12 protein-coding genes are annotated in these 20,291 nt (G+C 43.8%); 5 read left to right on the top strand and 7 right to left on the bottom strand.

Annotated elements, in window-relative coordinates; genetic code table 11:
* Positions 1 to 777: 777 nt before the first annotated feature.
* Positions 778 to 2,463, top strand: coding sequence for an AsmA family protein (locus VJ786_RS01100; RefSeq protein ID WP_336557084.1), 1,686 nt, complete (start codon positions 778 to 780; stop codon positions 2,461 to 2,463).
* Between the two features lie 266 nt (positions 2,464 to 2,729).
* On the top strand, positions 2,730 to 4,004 hold the full coding sequence (locus VJ786_RS01095) for a YaiO family outer membrane beta-barrel protein (protein WP_336557083.1): 1,275 nt from the start codon (positions 2,730 to 2,732) through the stop codon (positions 4,002 to 4,004).
* Positions 4,005 to 4,011: 7 nt separating this feature from the next.
* Here VJ786_RS01095 and VJ786_RS01090 read toward each other — a convergent pair whose 3' ends face one another.
* The 6 genes from VJ786_RS01090 to VJ786_RS01065 form a co-directional block, all read right to left on the bottom strand.
* Positions 4,012 to 7,416 carry a sulfatase-like hydrolase/transferase gene (locus tag VJ786_RS01090; protein WP_336557082.1) on the bottom strand — a complete coding sequence of 1,135 codons (3,405 nt, stop codon included), beginning with the start codon at positions 7,414 to 7,416 and terminating at the stop codon, positions 4,012 to 4,014.
* Complete coding sequence (locus VJ786_RS01085; RefSeq protein ID WP_336557081.1) at positions 7,413 to 8,480, bottom strand: HEAT repeat domain-containing protein; 1,068 nt, start codon at positions 8,478 to 8,480, stop codon at positions 7,413 to 7,415. Before VJ786_RS01085 ends, VJ786_RS01090 begins: the two co-directional genes overlap by 4 nt.
* 7 nt (positions 8,481 to 8,487) lie before the next feature.
* Positions 8,488 to 8,844 (bottom strand): response regulator transcription factor, encoded by a 357-nt coding sequence (locus VJ786_RS01080; protein ID WP_099364972.1) that lies wholly within the window; start codon positions 8,842 to 8,844, stop codon positions 8,488 to 8,490.
* Positions 8,845 to 8,848: 4 nt separating this feature from the next.
* The gene (locus VJ786_RS01075; RefSeq protein ID WP_336557080.1) at positions 8,849 to 12,817 is read right to left on the bottom strand and encodes a response regulator; all 3,969 of its coding nucleotides are present in this window, start codon (positions 12,815 to 12,817) and stop codon (positions 8,849 to 8,851) included.
* A gap of 119 nt (positions 12,818 to 12,936) precedes the next feature.
* A protein-coding gene (gene prfB / locus VJ786_RS01070) for a peptide chain release factor 2 (RefSeq protein WP_134778231.1) occupies positions 12,937 to 14,020 on the bottom strand; the annotation gives its coding sequence in 2 pieces (ribosomal slippage) (positions 12,937 to 13,959 and positions 13,961 to 14,020; 1,083 coding nt in all).
* A 26-nt stretch (positions 14,021 to 14,046) separates the two neighbouring features.
* Positions 14,047 to 15,294, bottom strand: a complete 1,248-nt coding sequence (locus VJ786_RS01065; RefSeq protein ID WP_336557079.1) for a chloride channel protein — start codon at positions 15,292 to 15,294, stop codon at positions 14,047 to 14,049.
* 88 nt (positions 15,295 to 15,382) lie between these two features.
* On the opposite strand from VJ786_RS01065, the gene pgi reads away from it, so the two are divergent.
* Together pgi and VJ786_RS01055 are read left to right on the top strand one after the other, a co-directional pair.
* The gene (gene pgi / locus VJ786_RS01060) at positions 15,383 to 17,035 is read left to right on the top strand and encodes a glucose-6-phosphate isomerase (RefSeq protein WP_336557078.1); all 1,653 of its coding nucleotides are present in this window, start codon (positions 15,383 to 15,385) and stop codon (positions 17,033 to 17,035) included.
* Positions 17,036 to 17,133: 98 nt separating this feature from the next.
* Positions 17,134 to 18,744, top strand: a complete 1,611-nt coding sequence (locus VJ786_RS01055; RefSeq protein ID WP_209023081.1) for a M20/M25/M40 family metallo-hydrolase — start codon at positions 17,134 to 17,136, stop codon at positions 18,742 to 18,744.
* 13 nt (positions 18,745 to 18,757) lie between these two features.
* Here VJ786_RS01055 and dcd read toward each other — a convergent pair whose 3' ends face one another.
* A complete protein-coding gene (gene dcd / locus VJ786_RS01050; RefSeq protein ID WP_134778234.1) occupies positions 18,758 to 19,294 on the bottom strand; it encodes a dCTP deaminase in 537 nt (178 codons plus the stop codon).
* Positions 19,295 to 19,632: 338 nt separating this feature from the next.
* Here dcd and VJ786_RS01045 point away from each other — a divergent pair, with 338 nt between their 5' ends.
* On the top strand, positions 19,633 to 20,277 hold the full coding sequence (locus tag VJ786_RS01045) for a 4'-phosphopantetheinyl transferase family protein (protein ID WP_336557077.1): 645 nt from the start codon (positions 19,633 to 19,635) through the stop codon (positions 20,275 to 20,277).
* The last annotated feature ends 14 nt before the right edge of the window (positions 20,278 to 20,291 follow it).

Here is a 20,291-nt window from a genome sequence, read left to right as displayed (position 1 = left end):
GGAACGATTAGGTTTTATTTTAGGGTAGCACTCAAGCGTGCTGCCCATTTTTAATAAGGATTATTTCGACCAATCCGACCGATGGGTCACAGACCACTGCATTCCAACAATTATGTGGGCAAATATCTTTAATAATATTATGTTTTTTCGAAACTCTGTTCAATATTGTCTGTCCTAACCATTGTTGTGGTCTTCACCATACTTTGTGCAGATAGCGCGGACCGGGCAGCTAATTGCCCAATAGTTTATCCTTCCTTTACTATAGCAGTTATTGAAATGTCTTGAGGTCTTGAAACTACAAAGTGATGGTGAACAATCTGTCTTAAATAGATAAAGTCTTTAAAAGATAAAAAATGGTCGAGTTCTTCCGACAATGACTACATTTTACACCGTTTTTTTCAATAAGCAAACATCATTTGGCTTTATAAATGCTGAATAAATTTCTCCTCATAATTATTATATGAGCTATAATCTAACTGAAACACGTTGAAAAGCAAAGCAATAAGCATCATTACCAAATAGTTACCTGACATTTTTGATAATCTTTATAAAAGCTTAAAAATCATCCGATCCAGCCTTTTCCAAATAACCTTAAAATAGAAAATAAGGCAAGTAATTAATCCTATATGCAATGATTCCAACATTATGAATGGGGCCCTAGCCCAACTCAGATAAATTGTCTGGCTATTATTTACTTCAGGGCCTTTGGAGTCCAGAACGCAGGAATTATGGCATTTCCATACCAAACAAAACCGCCCTTCATCGGTTCCTCCATTAATGGTTAACAGAAAAAGCGATCAAACGAAGAAAAATCGCACCCTAAGAATAATCTTATACAGCCTAGGCAGTATCCTTCTAATCGGTTTAATAGCCTCTTGGATATTATCCTCCTATCTTGCACCATACCTGAAAAGTGAAATCACCCAAAAGGTTCATGAAGGATCGGATGGCCTATATAAATTAGATATGAAAGATCTGGATGTGACCTTGGCAACTGGGACCATCCAAATACAGGAACTCAAACTTTCTGCCGACCCCAACATCCTCAAAAAACTGAATAGTCAGGATTCGCTCACTGAATTCGTTCTTGAAGGCAGTTCGCCAAGCCTGAGACTATCAGGGCTAAAGATCATCGATCTGCTTCTATACAAAAAATTGCGCATATCCTCCATTAGATTGGATGCTCTGAATCTTGTCCTTCATCAACATAAAACAAACAATCAGAAAAAAGAGAAACCCAAAATGGCCTATGAGTTGTTCCAGAAGCATCTCAAGTCCCTACATATTGGAATTATCGATATCAAAAAAGCCGATCTGACGATAAAAAATGACGGAGAGGACCTTCATGTAAAAAAAATTGATCTGGAAATGAAGGATTTTCTGATCGATGGTAAGTCAGAACAAAACCCTTCAAGGGTATTATTTGCAAAGGATATCCAGGTATCTTTGCCCCAGTTTGATTTTCAAATACCCAACAGTCCCTATAAACTTTCCTTAAAGGATCTAAGGCTGAATGCCAAGGACAGTTTATTGACTATGTCAGACCTTATGGTCCGACCCATGGTATCCAGAACCACCTTTGCAAAGAACGATCAAGAGAACAAAGCGATGATCGACCTGAAATTGGGAGGTTTCAGGATGACCGGTCTGCACTTGCGAAGGTTTATCCAGGATAGGTTGATAAGAGCTCAACATCTGTTATTGGAGAAGGGAAATATCGACCTTTCCAAGGATAAACGGTACCAACAGGAGAATGTATCAAAGATCGGCGAGAATCCGGCCCAACAGATCATGGCATTCAACCAACGGATCATCCTGGATCGGGTGGATCTGAAAGGAATCCGTTTAAGTTATACGGAAAGGAGCAAGAGATACAATCGGGACGGCACGGTCCATTTCAACCAGATCCAAGGAACTTTAAGGAATGTGAACAATGATACCCTAAGTTTGAGAAGGAACAGCCATATGGAAGCAGATCTTCAGGGATACGCAATGGGGGAAGGATTGTTGAAAGCCTATTTTAACTTTGATATGTTGAGCAGAAATGGGAGATACAGTTATAAAGGGTCTCTGGAAAGGATGCAAGCACCTGCATACAACAAGATCCTGGTTCCATTATTGAACATCGAGCTCAATTCGGGGAATATCCGACAGATTAAATTTGATATCTATGGGGACGACGTCAATAGTAAGGGGACCTTTCATTTTGATTATGACCATTTTAAAGTGAGCATATTGCAGGATCCGGATAGTGGTAAGAAAGGAAAGAAAGGCTTTCTGTCCCTTCTGGCAAATACCTTTCTGATCAATGACAGTAATCCGGATGCCAATGGGAAATATACAGTGGCCCAAATTTATTATACCCGAACTCCAGAGCACCCCTATTTTAAGGTCGTATGGAAAACCTTATTGCAGGGGATAATTGAATGTACCGGGACGAACCCGGATATTTTACCTCTGTAGGTCCAGCATGAAATGCCGTAAGGGGTTCAAAGATCCAAGAACAGGGAGACCATTGATCCTGATCCTCATTGCCAAGATCATCCCTCATTGCAGGGTTCCCGCAGGGAAGCTGGGAAGTGCGCATATGTGCAAATCGCCTGTCTTGACAGCATGACCCTAAAGGCCTGCTTGTCTTGTATCTCGAAATTAACAGATAGCCTGGTTAGGGCAGCGAAGTTTCTCTCAATGACAGGTAGATTTATTACATTTGCATAAACTATATCATCATGCGCTTAAACGGAAAACAATCATTCCTCTACAATAACTTTTTATGTCCTGCGCTCCTTTGGGTCATATTGTGCCTCGGAATCAGCTCAGCCCATTCACAGGAGCTTAACTCTGATCAGCTTTTCCAAAAAGCAAGGATTGAAGCATTTGAGAACAAAAATTATCCCGGGGCAATTAATATCGCGAAACAGGCATTGACAAGAAGCCCTGACTATACGGACATCCAGGTTTTCCTGGGAAGATTATACACCTGGTCCGATCAGCCTGATTCCGCCCGTATGGTTTTTCAAATGATCGCGCTTACCCCCCCCCAGGATCCTGATTTCTACCTAGCCTATGGTTCCCTAGAGTATTGGGAAGGCCAGCACCCCAAAGCCTTGCAGATCGTTAATAGAGGCCTGTCCATCTCGCCAAAAACAGAAGACCTCCTTTTATTAAAGGCGAAGATCCTTCAGAGCGCGAAACAATATGATGATGCCCTGAACTCTCTCCAATCCCTTTTGGAGGTAAACCCCAAAAATGGGGAGGCCAGGGATATGCTGGCTCGTTTAAAGAACCAGGAAACAGGACATGAAATCGGAATCAATTATAATTTCATGTACTTTAACACCCAGTTTGAGGACAATTGGCATGTTTTAGGTGCAAGTTATAAGCGTGCCACACCCATAGGTTCATTCATATTGCGGACAAACTACGCAAATAAATTTGCAGACAATGGAGTTCAATTTGAACTGGAGGCCTATCCGCGACTTTCCAACCTATTCTACATGTACCTAGGTGCGGGATATTCCGATGATGTGGGGATATTTCCCAAATTCAGATCTGGAGCATCCCTTTACGCCAACCTGCCAAAGAGCTTTGAAGCAGAGATTGGCTACCGGCAATTGAAATTCACCCAGGATATTTGGATGTACACAGCATCCATCGGAAAATATTATAAGAACTTTTGGTTCAACATCAGGACATACCTCACTCCTGATGAAGATAACATCTCCCAATCATATGCTGGAACTGTTCGATATTATACCAGGGGCGCAGATGATTATTTGGGATTTATCGTGGGAACCGGCATCAGCCCCGAAGAGAACCGCGAAAACCTCTTTACCGACAATCCTTATAAACTGAAATCCTTTAAAGCGGGTATGGATTACAATTTCACGGTTAGATCGAAGAATCTGTTCTCCATTACCGGGACCTATTATAAAGTAGAGTACAGACCGCAGACCAAGGATGACCAGTTTGATATCAGCCTGGGATATAGAAGAAGGTTCTAGGACCAGTTTACTGCTTAAAGAACTCCTGGTAAACCGAATCGGGCATCAGTTTGCCCGAGCGGATAAAATCCTTGTTCATATCCCGAAATTGCTCGAACCTATCACTTATGATTGATCCTTTAACATCTTCACCAACCGGATCCTCATTCAGGGACCTATCCAACTGAAAGAGTTTTTGGTCATTGATATGATATCCATCATAGACAAAATCGATCAATTGGGATTTGCTCTGCATGATCGGAATACCCAGGCCAGATCTACTACCTCCGATATCCAGGCCTTTTCCTATCCAGGTAACCTTTTGTGGAACTTTCAAACCATAATTCTGACGATAATAGGCTAACAAACTAGGGGCAAAATCGAAATGGCTGACTATATTGGTGAACCTCTTCTTTTCCTTAAGCATTTTCGAATACAGGATAAGAGGTACATGATAGCGATCGATCTTGGATTGCAGCGGAATTTCCGGCATGGCATGATCACCAGTTATCACAAAAATCGTATGCTTGAACTCGGCCCTCGTTGCATACTTGGAAAAAAACTCCCTGAGGGCATCATCTACGTTCATCACCGAGATCAGTTGTTTCCTATTGGCCAAGGCAAACGTACGCTGTTCCTTGGTCAATCTAAGATCTTGAAGGCGCTTCTCATATAGATCCGCATATTTCTTCTCATCATTGATCAAGAAAGGATTATGGGTGGACAAGGTAAGGGCGATGTGAAAATATGGAGGCGTCGCCCCATCCCCTTGCCTGTACAATTGGTCCAGCACGGCCTGATCTTCATATCCCCAGCTTTCACCAGCTGAACTTGGAAGCTTACGATATCCCTTTGGAAAACTCCCCTGCTCGATGATCCTATCGATCTGGTTGAATTCCAGGTATTTGGCCATGTAATCGAAATTGACATCTCCCCCGTAGATGAAGGAGGTTTGGAACCGGTTGTGCCTCAGGACATTCAAAAGGTTGAAGTGATCGGGATAATCAGCCTGTTCCAGGAATCCGGCACTGGCAAAGGGAAGAGATCCCAAAAGGGTCGGAAGTGCTGAGAACGTCCTGCCCGAAGAGCTTAAAGCATTTTCCCAGACCATTGAGCTATCTTTCAGACTGCTCAAAAAAGGGGTAAAATCCCCTATATAGCCATTGGGGTCCGAATAGGCATTCCCCAATCCCTCAACAATGATCAGCACCAGATTGGGAACCTTATCGGTCTTGACCATCAATGGGCCTAGCACATCCTTCGTTTGTTCCTGTTTTAGGAATGGGTAATCCGCAGAAATACCCGCATAGACAGCTCCTGGATTACTGTCAAAATATCCAGCCTTGATTTCCTGCATCAGATGTTCGGTATTGGATCCTACAAAGAACCCCAGTTTACTCTGTTCGGCGGTCTGAACAGATTCGTCCCTATCACTATTGAATTCCACAGATAGGCTCAGCAGAAGGATACTGATAATCCCTAATCCCATTAAGCTTAATCCCAATGGTGCAGAGCCCTTCCATTTTTTAGCTAAAAAATGGAATAGGCTATAAATACCAAGAAGACCGGCAACCAGGGCAAGGATATTCTTCAAGGTCAGAACCTGACTGGATTCCAGGATGTTTTTTATTTCCTCAGCCGAATAAAAGAAGAGATCGGATCCCAACAGGTTTCTCGAGGATGAAAAGTAGAAGGCCAGAAGCAATTGGGAAATAAGTAGAACAGCCAATAAGAGATTAAATAACCATTTGGAAAGTGTTCTGTTAAGCAGCTGGACAAGACCGAACATCATTCCAAGAACAAATAGTAGCGTAAAACTGTAAAGCATGTTGTTCCCCAACATGATAAAAAACTCAGTTGCCCCTTTAAAATGTTGGATAAATGATCCATAGAGCAACCATTCGATCACGGAAAAAACAAGCACAAGGACGATGAAAAGACTTCCAGCTACAGAAAAGTATTGCAGGATCTGCTTTCCCATCCTAAGCAACCTTGCCCTTACACTTTCCTTCTTTTCCTGTGAAAAGCCCTGTCGGGTCATTTCGCCCCAACCGCTTTTCTTGCGGAAATAATCTACCATGCCGCGAATCCCAGCCCAGGTAACCAAGGGATGGAAATAAAAGGGCTCAAAAACAGCCGTCAGGATCAATTTCCGCATATCCTTCTGTTTGGAATAGACCTGCCGGCTGACAAGATCTACCGCTATGGCATATGAGGAATACAGCACGCTCGAAAATACAACCAGAGCATACAACGCGATAAAAAAAGACCAGTTGATGGTCCCCGAAAAAACAAAGATCCAAAAGACGGCATAACCGGAAAACTCTACAAAAGGTCCCAGGAACTCAAAGAAGAACCAATAAGGGAGACTGATCATGCCTAGCTTCCCATATCTAGGGTTAAACATCAGCTTGCGATGCTTCCAAAGTGTTTCCATCGTACCGCGCATCCATCGGTTACGTTGTTTCTTTAGTACTTCTTTATCTTCAGGTACCTCTGTCCAGCATAATGGATCTGGGATATTGATCACCTGATGCGGTAGATTTTGTTCGATCATATAACGGCGCATACGCACCACCAATTCCATGTCCTCTCCTACGGTCGCATGGTCATATCCCCCGCAAGCCAGAACGATCTCCTTATCAAATGCCCCAAAGGCCCCAGAGATCAGGATCAATCCACTTGCACGGGACCAGGCCATCCTTCCCAGTACAAATGCCCGGATATATTCCAGTGCCTGGGAACGACCGAGCCAGCTTTTGGGCAAGTTGACCTCCAGTACTTTCCCGTGTTCGATCCTGCAGTTGTTGGCCAAACGAATTACACCACCGCAAGCGATCAAACGTTCATCGGTCTGCTCCATAAAGGGCTTGGCCAGTTTGAGTACCGCATCCTGTTCAATGATGCAGTCCACGTCTATGCATACGATATAATCTGACTTGGAGATATTGATCCCCACATTCAGCGCATCTGCCTTGCCCCCGTTTTTCTTATCGACAACAATCAGTTTCCTAAATGCCGGATTTGTACTTTTATAGACCTGCTTGACCTCTTGGGTGGACAGATTCCCCGGTATGATATAAGGGACAGGCACTAAATGATAGGCCTTGACCAATCGCTCAATGGAATCATCCTTAGAGCCATCATTAACGATAATGATCTCCAATCTGTGATAATAAATGGACAATAGGGAACGTACATTCTCCACGATGGTAATCCCCTCATTGTATGCTGGTGCTATGAGACTGAAACTTGGAGAATTTGGATTAGTTGCAATGATTGAATAATCAGTAAAGACATTCCCCTGCTTATACCGCACCAGAGCACCATAGGAAAATATAGCGATCCATGTATATATAGTAAAGATTCCTGCTGCATATATCAGGAATAACCAAATGATGATTTCATAAATTACCTTTGCTACTTCGCTCATATCTTACTCTTAAGGGCATGATTCAATACCAAACGGGTCTGATCCTCAGGTAACAACTGTTCCCGCAGTTGTACCAGGAAAGGGATTTGGCCCATACTTGCCATTGCTTCGGCAATCAGGACCTTCCCTTCAGGGTGTGGATAATCCAACAGTTGTTCCTTCAGGAAATCCAATTTATCCAATGCGCGGGTATGTCCCAAGCCTCTTATTATGGAGAACTGTTCTTGCATTGTCGCTATTGGGAAATAGGCCAACAATACCGTGCTGGTATCTGCCTGTTCAATACTGAACAGGGTATCGACCAATTCCTCTTTGATCCTAAGGTCCGAATTTTCCAATCTTTCCAACAGCACGCCTTCCATTTCAAATAACTGGAATTTCCTGATTATCTTTAGGGCCAATCTGATGACGGAAACATTCGTAGAATGCAACCACTCTAAAAGAGTTGTGACAGCATCTTCCGGAAGGACCTTTATGGAATTCAGGATCCTCAGCTGTTGCCACTCCGATATGATGGTTTCCACACCATACAAAAATGATAGGCCGTTGAAACCTTCAAAATAAACTATGGCCAATTGGGCCTCTTGGGATACAATTTCGCTAGGATGGTCCAATGTTTTTCGAATTTCCTGTAGTGCTTCCCTGACCTGCATGACTGTTAAGGCCTGTATGCCCCGGGCGATTAGGTAGGGCCTTGTGTTGGAAAGCATCTGGTAAGCTTCCTTATCCAACCCGTAAATGTAAAAGATGTTCATTATGGTCTTTGCAGCAGTACCGGTAAACCTACGTTCAGATTCGATCAATTGACCAATAAAAAAACGTCTGAAGGTCTGTCTCTTGCACAAGTTTTCCAGAGACGGATCCACCTGCAGGGACTGTTCCATTTGGGTGACTATCGATTTTATAAGGTAATCATCCAGGAGCTTCTTCCATCGGGTCTTGTCCGCCAGCGCTTTATATTCCCTGAAACTATAAAAAAGCAGACCCAATGTAAAAAGGAATACCAGGATCAAGACGACCTGGATAGCGATCATTAGTTCATGAATGTTCAGTACCGGCTCCATCAGATGGTCATTTCCTCCGTAATCTGTTTATTCTGATGATCAGCTCATTGGGGCTGAAGGGCTTGATGATGTAATCAGAGGCACCAAGATCAAATGCCTCCAGAACGATCTCCTCCTGAGCCATGCTCGAGAGCATGATGATGGGAATGGGTTCGGCCATCATCTTGACCTCGGCCAATATTTCAATGCCCGAGGCAAAGGGCATCATGATATCTGAAATGATCAGGTCGATACCTCCTTGTCTGATTATGGATATGGCATCAAGTCCATTTCTTGTCAGCACAACATCGAACCCTTCCTTGGTCAATTTATGTTCCAGTGTTCTGAGGATCAGTTCATCGTCCTCGGCCAATAACACAACCATTAATTTACTCCTCCATCTGCTTTAAAAGTTTAAAAATCAATTCTATCTCCATGTAAATATTTTCCAGACCTACGCCTAGGTCCGGATATTCCGTCGCCTTGTCGCGGTTCGGAAGATTCACAGGCCCCTCGGTCAAATCCTGGTCCTTCTGTATCATAGCCTCCAATCCCACAATCAAATTGTTCAGTTCAACAAGTCCAGAGGTACCAGCGGTACCTTTCATTTTATGCAGAAGACGACCAATAACCTCGAGATCGCCCTGGTCTTCCGCCATTTTCAACTGTTCGCTCTGGGATCTTAGTTCCTGTTTGACCAGCGCCAGGAAAACCTTCCTAAAATCTGGATCGGAATCCGTGGCCTGCTCGATTATCCGGTTATCTATATGCATCACGAGTGTCTCCTGGGGATTATCATTACTTTTAGAGACCCAAAGTTGCTTAAGAACCCGCGCCCTGAATTCCTCAAACCGGATGGGTTTGGCCAAGAAATCGGTCATCCCGGCTTCCAGGCACCTCTCCCTTTCTCCCTTGATGGTCCCTGCTGATATTCCTATTATCGGTGTCCGCTCATACCCCTTTATTTTACGAATAATTTGTGTAGCCTCTGTTCCGTCCATCAATGGCATCTGTATGTCCATCAGTATCAGATCGAAATCCTCCCTATGGCATTCCTGAACAGCCAATGATCCATTCTCTACACCCACTGTAACACTGTTAGGAATTACCTGTTCGACCAACCGTCGATTCAGTTCCATATTGACGGTATTATCATCGGCCAATAATACCTTATAGATATGCTTTTGCTCATGCTGGCCTGAGTTTTTCTGATCTGTTTCAATGCGACCGGGATTGGAATCCACTGGCTCTGATTGTACTTCTTCGGTTGTTTTGGGCCTGTTCCGTAAGATTCGATAGAGTTCCTCGGAAATGATAGGTTTGGCCAGACAGTAGCAGTTGGGCTGATGTCGAAAGTCACCAAAATGTTCCTGATCCTCTGAGGAGCTGTGCAGGATTAGAATTGGTGTTGCCTGCTGTCTTGACTCATATAGATCCTTGATCTTTTCGATGGTTTCCAGGCCATTCAGGATGGGCATCCGATAGTCCATCAATATGGCATCAAACTGCTGACCTTCCATCAACAACTGCAGTGCCCCGAAACCATTTTCTACGGATTGGGTATGTACATCCTTAAACGAGAGCATATGCTCCAGAATAATGCGGTTATTGGCATTATCATCTACGATAAGTACATTCTCCACGGCCAAGGCCTTCTCTAGGGAGGTTGGATTTTCAAAGGGAACATCAATCTCAAAACAGAACGTGGAACCTATCCCAGGGGTACTCTCCAGCATCAGTTCACTCCCCATATACTTCAGTATGTTGTTGGAGATGGTCAGGCCTAGGCCTGTACCTCCAAAACGTTTGCTAACCGAGCTATCCTCTTGGGTGAAGGCATCAAAAATCCGTTGTTGCTTTTCCTTTGGGATACCTATCCCAGTATCCCTGACCGAGAACTTCAAGCGAACAATCTCCTCATTGATCCAAACTTTTGATACCCCCAGTTCGATCTCTCCGTTCTCTGTAAATTTGACGGCATTTCCCAATAGATTGACCAACACCTGTTTTATCCTAGATTCATCTATGAAGATGACCCCTGGCAGACCCTGCTCTATGTTCAATAGTAATTCAATACCTTTATTCTGGGCCTGGTACAGGATGACATGAATGACCTGGTTCACCATTTCGTAAATATCATAGCGATCGACATAGAACTCCAGTTTTCCGGATTCAATCTTTGAAAAGTCCAAGATATCATTGATTATCGAGAGTAACCCGGTACCGGATTCATGTACGTATTTAAGGTATTGCTTCTGGAGATCATTCAGGGGGGTTTTTAATAAAAGGTCGGAAAATCCGATAACTCCATTCAATGGTGTCCTGATCTCATGGCTCATATTGGCAAGGAATTCTGACTTGGCTTTACTGGCCAGATCAGCAAGTTCCTTCGCCTTCTTGAGCTCTTCATTCTGGGCCACCTGTTCACTGATGTTCTGAGAAAAGATGATGATCCCTCCTATGCTACCATCACCCAACCGCCATGGACGGACCTCCCAATTGTAATGCTGAGCCTCCTCTCGCCCTTCGATCAACAATAGCTCATCGGTATTTCGGTAGGCAATACCCTGTAGGGCGTTCTCGTATATTCTTTTTCGCTTATCCGGGATATTTGGAAAAAGTTCATAAAGGTTATGGTTCAATTGAATAGACCTGCCTTTGTGGAACTCCTCCCTCCATTGTTGACTGATTGCCAAATAGTTAAGGTCATTATCGAACATTGCAACTGAGGCCGGAACATGTTCCACGAAAGATTGTAGCATGGCCTCCTTACGTTCCAATTCCAGAAACATTTGCTTGCCTTGGTCAATATCCTGGATAATGCCGAATACACGTTCACACCGGCCATTGACCATTTCAGGTATTCCTTTTATACGGACCCAGATCTCCTCGCCCGAGTCCTTTTTTAGCTTCAGTTCAAGATCGTAAGGTCTACCGCTCTTGATCGCTTCATGGAAGTTTGACCGGAGGTGGTTCTTTTCCTCCTCTGCATAAAACCCAAAAACATTTTCCATTGTGGGCTGAAAATCAGAAGCCACTCCATGTATGAGTTTCGTTGAATCCGACCAAAAGATTTCGTTCTTAACAAGATCTGATTCCCAACCACCAACCTGCGCTACAAGATTGGTCTGTTCAAGGATCTGTTGGGTTCGTAGGAGATTCTTTTCCAGGATGATCCTCTCGGTCATATCCAGGGCGGTACTTACCACATAGGACCTCCCGTTGCCATCCTGTTCCAGCATATTATTATAGAGCCAATAGATCCATTCTCCGGATCGTTTCATCAGCACCATCATACCTCTTGCCTCACCGTAGGCCTGAATCTGGTCGAGATAGGCCCTAAAGAGATGTTTGTTCTCCTGGGGAATAAGATCGATGAGATTCAGCCCTTCGACTTCCTCCGCCCTATAGCCCAGAACTTCCCTGCCCTTTTCATTTACTTCCAGGATATTCCCTTCCATATCGTGCATGCTCATCAGCCCGATGCCGTTCTCGAAGAAATTCCTGAACCTTCTTTCGGAAAGCTCCAGTTTCAGCTTCTCTGCATTTTCTTTGGTCATATTGCGACCGAATGCAAAGATTTCCCTGTTCGTAGGATCGTGCTTAATACTCCAATCAACGCTAACTTCCTGGAATCCAGGAAGCATTGTATGTGTCTGTAATTCGCTAATATCTTTCCTGAGCAACAACTCTCTATCACCTTTGACCTGCATCAGCTCCAGAAAATCCATACCGATGAGCTGGCCTACCGACATCCCGAAAAGATCAGCAAAAGAAGGATTCGTTTGCTTCAATCTGAAACCTTCATCCATCACACAGATCATATTCTGCGTATTGGACAATATCTCCTTAAAATATCCGGCCTGAAGGCTCCTTCTTTTTGCAAGTAGGACTCCTACTACAGCCTCACCGAGTTTGGTTAATTCCCGCAACTGCTTCTCCGACAATGTTTTCTCCTTAAAATCGACCACACAGATCGTCCCCAGGGCCATTCCACGATCATCATTCAATGGTACACCGGCATAAAAACGAATGTTGCCAGCCTTGATCAACGGATTATCGGATGTACGCGGATCGGAAAAGGTATCTGTGATCATCAGGGGGCCTTCACCCATCAGGGTATACTGGCAAACGGTATTTTTTCTTTCAACTGTTTCCAGATCCATTCCGATACAGCTCTGGATTCTTTGTATGTCCTCCTCCATGATGCCAATGATGCAGGTGGGGCTATCGGTCAAAAGACAGGCCAGCTCAGCAAAAACATCCAACTCTGGCATCCTCCCCAACCCTATCAGTCCGAAGGAGTTCAGAGCCTCTAACCGTGTCTTTTCGTTATCAGGTATTGGTAGGATATTCATAAATATATCTCAGGAATCTAATTATGCAATCGTGAAGATAAGCATAAATCCCTGAGATATGCTCCCATTTAGGAACAATTAACCTAAAAGGACAATATTTAAAAAATAGGTTCAAAATTTTATCCCCCAAATTCCATGAGAAAGGCTTTTAGGAAACTGTCAAGATCTCCATCAAGTACAGATTGGGTGTTGGAAGTTTCCACATTCGTCCTAAGGTCTTTGATAAGCTTGTAAGGGTGAAGTACATAATTTCTGATCTGGGATCCCCATTCAATCTTCTTCTTGGAGCCCTCTATGGCAGCTGTAGCCTCCTGGCGCTTGCGCATCTCGATCTCGTACAATTGGGACTTTAACAACCTCATTGCATTTTCCTTGTTCTGTAATTGTGATCGGGACTCCTGATTCTTGATGATGATGCCGGTTGGTTTATGGTGCAATCGAACCGCCGTTTCTACTTTGTTCACGTTCTGTCCACCAGCACCACCTGCCCTAAAGGTATCCCACTCGATCTCCGAATCCTTGATTTCAATTTCAATATTATCATCCACCAGGGGATAAACATAGACCGAAGCAAAAGAGGTGTGTCTTTTACCATTGGAATCGAACGGTGAAATACGGACCAAACGGTGCACGCCATTTTCTCCTTTCAGGTAGCCGTAAGCGAAGTTACCGGAAAACTGAAGGGTCACGGTCTTGATCCCCGCCACATCTCCTTCTTGATAATCCTGCTCCGTTACCTTACAACCGTGTTTTTCGCCCCACATGATATACATACGCATCAACATGGCTGCCCAATCACAGGATTCCGTCCCCCCGGCCCCGGCAGTGATCTGAAGAATTGCATCCAACTGATCTTCCTCTGCACTCAACATGTTCTTGAACTCCAGTTCTTCGATATCCGAAAGAGCAATCTGGTATTGCTCCTCCAATTCCTTATCCGTTGCATCTCCAGCCTGGAAAAACTCGTACAATACCCCTGTATCTTCCACAGAAGCCGTTACCGCATCAAATTGATCGGTCCAAACTTTATGGTTCTTTATCGCGTGTAATACTTTTTCTGCTGCTTTGGGATCATCCCAAAAATCAGGTTGAAGCGTGATCTGGGTATCACGATCTATCTCTTCTTTTTTGGCATCAATGTCAAAGATGCCTCCTCAGGGATGCCAATCGATCCCTCAAGTCTTGTATTTGTTCCTTGGTCATACCACAAAGATAAAATAAAATGGAACTTACCTATGAAATTCATAGGTATAAACATTATAGGGAAGAATTTTTTTCGCCAATTGCCAGGAAATAAAGCAGCAGATCACTAATGGACCAATCAATACGAACGCATTTGGCGCTAATGAGCAAGCTAGAATAGCGGCTGTCCAAGGCGCGAATATGGCCGCTGAAAGCGCTACTGCAGCACCTATGACCAGAAAGTTGATCGGCACCAAATCAAGTCCAAAAAAGGTATTCCCCAAGTAGCAGACCAATAATCCAAGAAATCCTCCAGCCACGATACTCGGTGCAAAAACTCCACCATCTCCACCGGCACCCAAGGTAAGCGAAGCGGCGATCGGCTTCAATAATACCACGAGAATCAACATTCCCCAAGAGATTGTACCTGCATGCAGCACCTCTTTTAACCCATGGTAGCTGTCGCCATAGAGCGCCGGAATGGCGAATATAAAGAGTCCAACGGTAATGGCTCCAAGATTTACACGGACAAAATTATTGTTGATATTGCCAAAGAATGATTTCACCTTAATAGCCATGAAGGTGAAATATACCGCTAAGAAAGCTGCCAAAATGGATAATAACAGCATAAAGGGTATCGCATTATAGGACCAATGATTTACGGCTACCTGAAACATCGATTGTTCATTAAAAAGCAGGATAATACACAGGGAAACAACCGCAGCAATAGAACAGGCGATGATTTTTGTTTTTGTCCAACCTCGGTGGATAACTTCCATGGAAAAGAGAAATCCCACCATAGGGTTTACAAACAACACACCTACTCCTGCTGTGACAGCTGCACAGATCAGTTCTATCTTGTATTTTTTTGCGGCAATTTTTCGCTGGTACATGGCATTCCCAACAGTAGCGGAAGCCACAACAGTGGAAACCTCCACGCCTGTTGAACCCCCAAAGACAACGGTTAAGAATCCATTGATGTAATGGGATGCCACCTTAAATAAAGGAAGATGCTCCCGTCGGGCATATAATGTTTTATATATCTCGGTGATCCCTTTGTTTTTTCTTCCTTGAAATAGGTATTTACGCAAAAAATATATCGCGGTGGTACCAATGGTGGGCAATAGGATAAAGAGCCAGGTGTTGCGTTGTTCAACAAAATGGAATACCGTTTCTTCAAAAAACTCTGTAAAATGCTTTAAGGAAAGTGCTAATATAGAACAGATGATAGCAGTTAGCATGGAGGAAGCGATGAGTTTGCCCCAATTATTCAAAATAATGTTTTTTCTATACATTTGAAATGTAATTGATAGAACAAAGATACTACAAAATTGTCCATTGATAGGCTGTTAATCCTTATATTTGAAGAAAATCAATCGACATATGTTACCAAAAATAGACTTTACGACCACCCAAGCTTATAAATATTTAGCAGATCATTTTATCGATATCAACGAAAAAAGCCTTAAGGAACTTTTTGCGGAAGATCCCCAGCGTTTTCATAAATTCTCCATACGGCTCGGAGATATCCTTTTTGATTATTCCAAGAACAGAATCGATGAGCAGACCATGGCACTGTTGATGCAATTGGCAAGAGAATGTCAATTGAAAGATGCTATCGAGGCGATGTTCAATGGAGAAAAAATCAACGAAACAGAAGGAAGGGAGGTGTTACATACGGCGCTGAGAAACCAATCCGATCGCCCGATTCTTGTCGATGGAAATGATGTGATGCCCCAGGTCCGCGAAGTATTGGCGAGGATGAAGGATTTTACAGACCGCGTGATATCAGGAGTATGGAAGGGCTTTACCGGACGGGATATAACGGATGTTGTAAACATAGGCATCGGAGGTTCAGATCTAGGTCCGGTCATGGTGACAGAGGCCTTAAGAGCTTACAAGACCCGATTGAACGTGCATTTTGTTTCCAATGTTGATGGATCCCATATTGCTGAAACTTTAAAGAACCTAAATCCCGAGACCACTTTGTTTTTGATTGCTTCAAAGACCTTTACCACCCAAGAAACCATGGCGAATGCCAATTCAGCAAAGGAATGGTTCCTTGAGACTGGAGCCGAGGATACGGAGGTGGCGAAACACTTTGCTGCCTTGAGCACGAATGAAAAGGGAGTGGCCGATTTTGGGATTGACACGGCGAACATGTTCGGATTCTGGGATTGGGTAGGGGGCCGATATTCCTTATGGTCCGCAATCGGGCTATCCATCTGCCTTTCCGTAGGGTATGACAATTTTGAATCCCTTCTTTTAGGTGCCTTCGAAGCTGATGAGCATTTTAGAAACACAGAATTTGAAGGCAATATTCCTTTAATCATGGCTTTGTTGGGTATCTGGTACAACAATTTCTATGATGCAGAAAGCCACGCCATCTTACCGTATGACCAATACCTGCACCGTTTTGCGGCTTATTTCCAACAGGGCGATATGGAAAGTAATGGCAAATATATCGATAGAAATGGTAATCGGGTGGACTATCAAACCGGACCTATTATTTGGGGAGAGCCGGGCACTAATGGCCAGCATGCCTTCTACCAATTGATCCACCAGGGAACAAAAATGATCCCCTGTGATTTTATTGCGGCCGCCATCTCCCACAATCCACTTGGCAGCCACCAGGAGCTTTTACTGTCCAATTTCTTTGCCCAAACAGAGGCATTGATGAATGGCAAAAGCGAAGAAGAGGTGGTCGGAGAATTAAAAAATGCTGGTAAATCGGTAGGTGAGATTGATGAATTGAAAAACTTCAAGGTTTTTGAAGGCAATAGACCTACCAATTCCATACTGATCAAGAAGCTAACACCAAAGACCCTTGGCACGCTGATCGCACTATATGAGCACAAGATTTTTGTCCAAGGGGTGATCTGGAATATTTTCAGTTTTGATCAATGGGGTGTGGAGCTTGGAAAACAATTGGCCAATAAAATCCTTCCAGAATTGAAAGGGAACGAAGAAATCAGTAGCCATGACTCTTCTACCAATGCCTTGATCAATCAATACAAAGCTTGGAGAATGGGGTAATACATTGAAAATTAGATCGTTAACTTAACAGATCGGATATGCTTTGCTTTAGCGAATTATTTTGGCGAAATTAGGGGTTTACCCAAATTCTAACCATTATGATTACAAAATTTATATTCCGCGTCAGGCGGGTTTCCACTGTTTTCCTTTTTACAGGATTGACCTTGACTGGCGCAGGATTCATCAACCCTGCATCCGCACAGCGTGGCCAGATGGCTCCGCAAAAATTAGACCCTATCGTTGAAAAAATCGTTCAGGAAGCCAAAGGGAATTCCCAATTGGAACAATTGGCTTTTGAGCTGTTGGATGTGGTAGGCCCGCGTTTGGTCGGAACTCCAGGAATGACCAAAGCCAATGAATGGGCATTGAAAACCTTCCAAAATTGGGGAATTGAAGCCAGGAACCAACAATTTGGCGAATGGCATGGTTGGGAAAGGGGGATCTCCCATATCGATATGACCCATCCTCGTGCAAAATCCTTGGCGGGAACCCAACTTGCCTGGAGCCCCACAACCAAAGGAAAAGCGGTCGAGGCAGAAGTTATTGCGTTACCGGACATTAAAGATTCCATTTCTTTCCGCCAATGGCTACCTCAGGTCAAAGGAAAATACGTCATGATATCCATGCCGCAACCTACCGGACGCCCAGATGCCAATTGGAAAGAATTTGGAACTCCAGAATCGATCGAGAAAATGCAGAAAAATCGCGATTCCTTGAACCGGGCCTGGAACGCCCGCATCAGGGCAACAGGCCTGCAAACCAATTCCATTCCTTCCGTTTTGGAAGAAGCGGGAGCAGTGGGCATCCTGACAAGCTACTGGTCCATGGAATTCGGAGCAAACAAGATATTCGGTGCAAGATCGCATAAAGTTCCTTCCCTTGACATCTCTTTAGAAGATTATGGGATGTTATACCGTTTGGCAGAAAAAGGCTATGCCCCAAAGATTAAGGTAGAAACCTCCTCAAAACATCTCGGAAATGTCCCTTCCTTCAACACCATAGCTGAAATAAAAGGATCTCAATTCCCAGATGAATACATCATTCTTTCCGCCCATTTAGACTCTTGGGAAGGTGGATCCGGCGCTACAGATAACGGCACAGGAACCATTGCCATGATGGAGGTTGCGCGTGTTTTGAAAAAAGTATTACCCAACCCGAAACGCAGCATCCTGATCGGTCTTTGGGGAAGCGAAGAACAAGGACTAAATGGATCGCGCTCCTTTGTATTGGATAATCCAGCCATTATCGAAAAGACACAAGCGGTATTCAACCTGGACAATGGAACAGGTCGGGTAGCCAACATCAATGGTTCTGGATTTGTACATGCCTATGATTTTATGGGCAGATGGTTAGCGGCTGTTCCACGTGAAGTGACCAAGGATATCAAAACAGACTTCCCAGGTTCTCCCGGTGGTGGAGGATCTGACCATGCCTCTTTTGTGGCTGCCGGAGTACCGGGATTTATGTTGAGCTCCCTATCATGGGGATATTTCAATAATACCTGGCATACCAACTTGGATACCTACGATAAATTGGTTTTTGATGATCTGATCTCCAATGTGATCTTAACGGCCGTGCTCACCTATAAAGCTTCCGAAGAACCAGAATTGGTAAACCGGGAAAAAAGGATTCTACCGAAAGGTCCTGATGGGAAACCAGCTGACTGGCCTGCCATCAGACAACCAAGAAGATCCGGTGTGGGGTATTAATAAGAAATACGAACTAAAAGGCATTTTTCCACATCATGCTTTCTACTGGCCTGATGGTTTTGCTATTATATTTGGCATTTCCTTTACTGTTGTAAAAAGTTTCGATTTCACCTTCCACCACAAAATAAATCAACTGCCCGATCGGCATGCCTGCATATACACGCACCGGTTGGGCTACTGAAATCTCTAAGGTCCAAGTATTGCAGAAACCTACATCCCCTTTTCCGGCTGTAGCATGGATATCAATCCCTAACCGACCTGTACTGGATTTCCCTTCCAAAAATGGGACATGGCCATGGGTCTCAGTATATTCCAGTGTAACGCCAAGGTATAAGGTTCCAGGCATCAGAACATAACCTTCTGCAGGGACCTCAAAATGGTCGATCTCATTGTGTTTCCTTGCATCCAACACCTCATCTTTGTACGTAGCAAGGTATTTACCTAAATGCACATCATAGGAATTGGTCCCTAAACACTTCCTATCAAATGGTTCGATGACAATACTTCCTTTGTCTATCTCCTCTAAAATCCTTTTATCCGATAAAATCATAAGTTTGAGCTAATACCCTGCCATTAAGCGGGATTCAAAAATACACATTCGCAACAGCATTGACAATAGGAGATGCTGTTCTTAGAATTTCCATGCCGTTTCCTTATCGTCAAACCCTCTTTTCGAACTGCAATCGAGCTTCAAGTATGGCCAAACCAATGTAAAAGCCCAAAATAGGCGCCCGGTAGTAAAACACAAACTTTTACATTACTTTCGTCCTATTCTCAGAATGAACCAAACTTATACACATCCATCCGAATAGATATTAAAAGGTTATCGACTAAAAATCAAAAGGCCATCAGTCCTCGATCTAAATACTAAAACAGCTATATTTGCATATGGCCTTAGCATATCTCAAAGAACTCGACGAAAACAGTCGCATCGCCTTATGGAAAATTGAAGAATCAGAGGAAGAACTGGTGAGCTTTCTGCAGTTGGATGACCGCGAGAGAGCAAAACTCCGCAGTTTGGCGAAGGGAAAACGTAGTTTACATTGGTTGGCGACAAGGGTTTTGTTGAGGTATTTGCTGCAGACACCGGATTACATCAATTGTCCTTCGGACGCTAATGGCAAACCCTATCTTCCCGATTTCCCATATGAGATTTCCCTGACCCATTCCTATGATTATGCAGGGGTAATGCTGAGCCTGAAAGGGAGGTGTGGGATCGACCTGGAGATCGTTAAGGAAAAGGTTGTCCGTATCAAGAACAAATTCCTTAAGCCTGATGAATTGGGGTTCATTAAGCCAGCAGATGAAATTGACCAGCTGTATGCCTGTTGGTGCGCAAAAGAAGCCGTATATAAACTTCAGGGCAATAAAGGAGTCTCCTTTTTGGAAGACATGCGCATCCTACCATTCAATTACCACCCCCAAGGAACCATGAGACTTTGGCTTCAAAAAGATGGTGAGCAAACGCCATTCCGGGTATTCTATGAACGTTTTAATGAATACATGCTCGGGTACGTGACAGAAGGAGAATGAAATCTACCATCTAA

The organism is Sphingobacterium tenebrionis (assembly GCF_037126265.1).
In the GTDB taxonomy this organism is placed as follows: domain Bacteria; phylum Bacteroidota; class Bacteroidia; order Sphingobacteriales; family Sphingobacteriaceae; genus Sphingobacterium; species Sphingobacterium tenebrionis.
This window is presented reverse-complemented; position numbering and strand designations above follow the sequence as displayed.

Coding starts and splice junctions, on each gene's coding strand:
- VJ786_RS01100 (WP_336557084.1), top strand. CDS start 778: ATGGTTAACAGAAAAAGCGATCAAACGAAGAAAAATCGCACCCTAAGA.
- VJ786_RS01095 (WP_336557083.1), top strand. CDS start 2,730: ATGCGCTTAAACGGAAAACAATCATTCCTCTACAATAACTTTTTATGT.
- VJ786_RS01090 (WP_336557082.1), bottom strand. CDS start 7,416: ATGAGCGAAGTAGCAAAGGTAATTTATGAAATCATCATTTGGTTATTC.
- VJ786_RS01085 (WP_336557081.1), bottom strand. CDS start 8,480: ATGGAGCCGGTACTGAACATTCATGAACTAATGATCGCTATCCAGGTC.
- VJ786_RS01080 (WP_099364972.1), bottom strand. CDS start 8,844: ATGGTTGTGTTATTGGCCGAGGACGATGAACTGATCCTCAGAACACTG.
- VJ786_RS01075 (WP_336557080.1), bottom strand. CDS start 12,817: ATGAATATCCTACCAATACCTGATAACGAAAAGACACGGTTAGAGGCT.
- VJ786_RS01065 (WP_336557079.1), bottom strand. CDS start 15,294: ATGTATAGAAAAAACATTATTTTGAATAATTGGGGCAAACTCATCGCT.
- pgi (WP_336557078.1), top strand. CDS start 15,383: ATGTTACCAAAAATAGACTTTACGACCACCCAAGCTTATAAATATTTA.
- VJ786_RS01055 (WP_209023081.1), top strand. CDS start 17,134: ATGATTACAAAATTTATATTCCGCGTCAGGCGGGTTTCCACTGTTTTC.
- dcd (WP_134778234.1), bottom strand. CDS start 19,294: ATGATTTTATCGGATAAAAGGATTTTAGAGGAGATAGACAAAGGAAGT.
- VJ786_RS01045 (WP_336557077.1), top strand. CDS start 19,633: ATGGCCTTAGCATATCTCAAAGAACTCGACGAAAACAGTCGCATCGCC.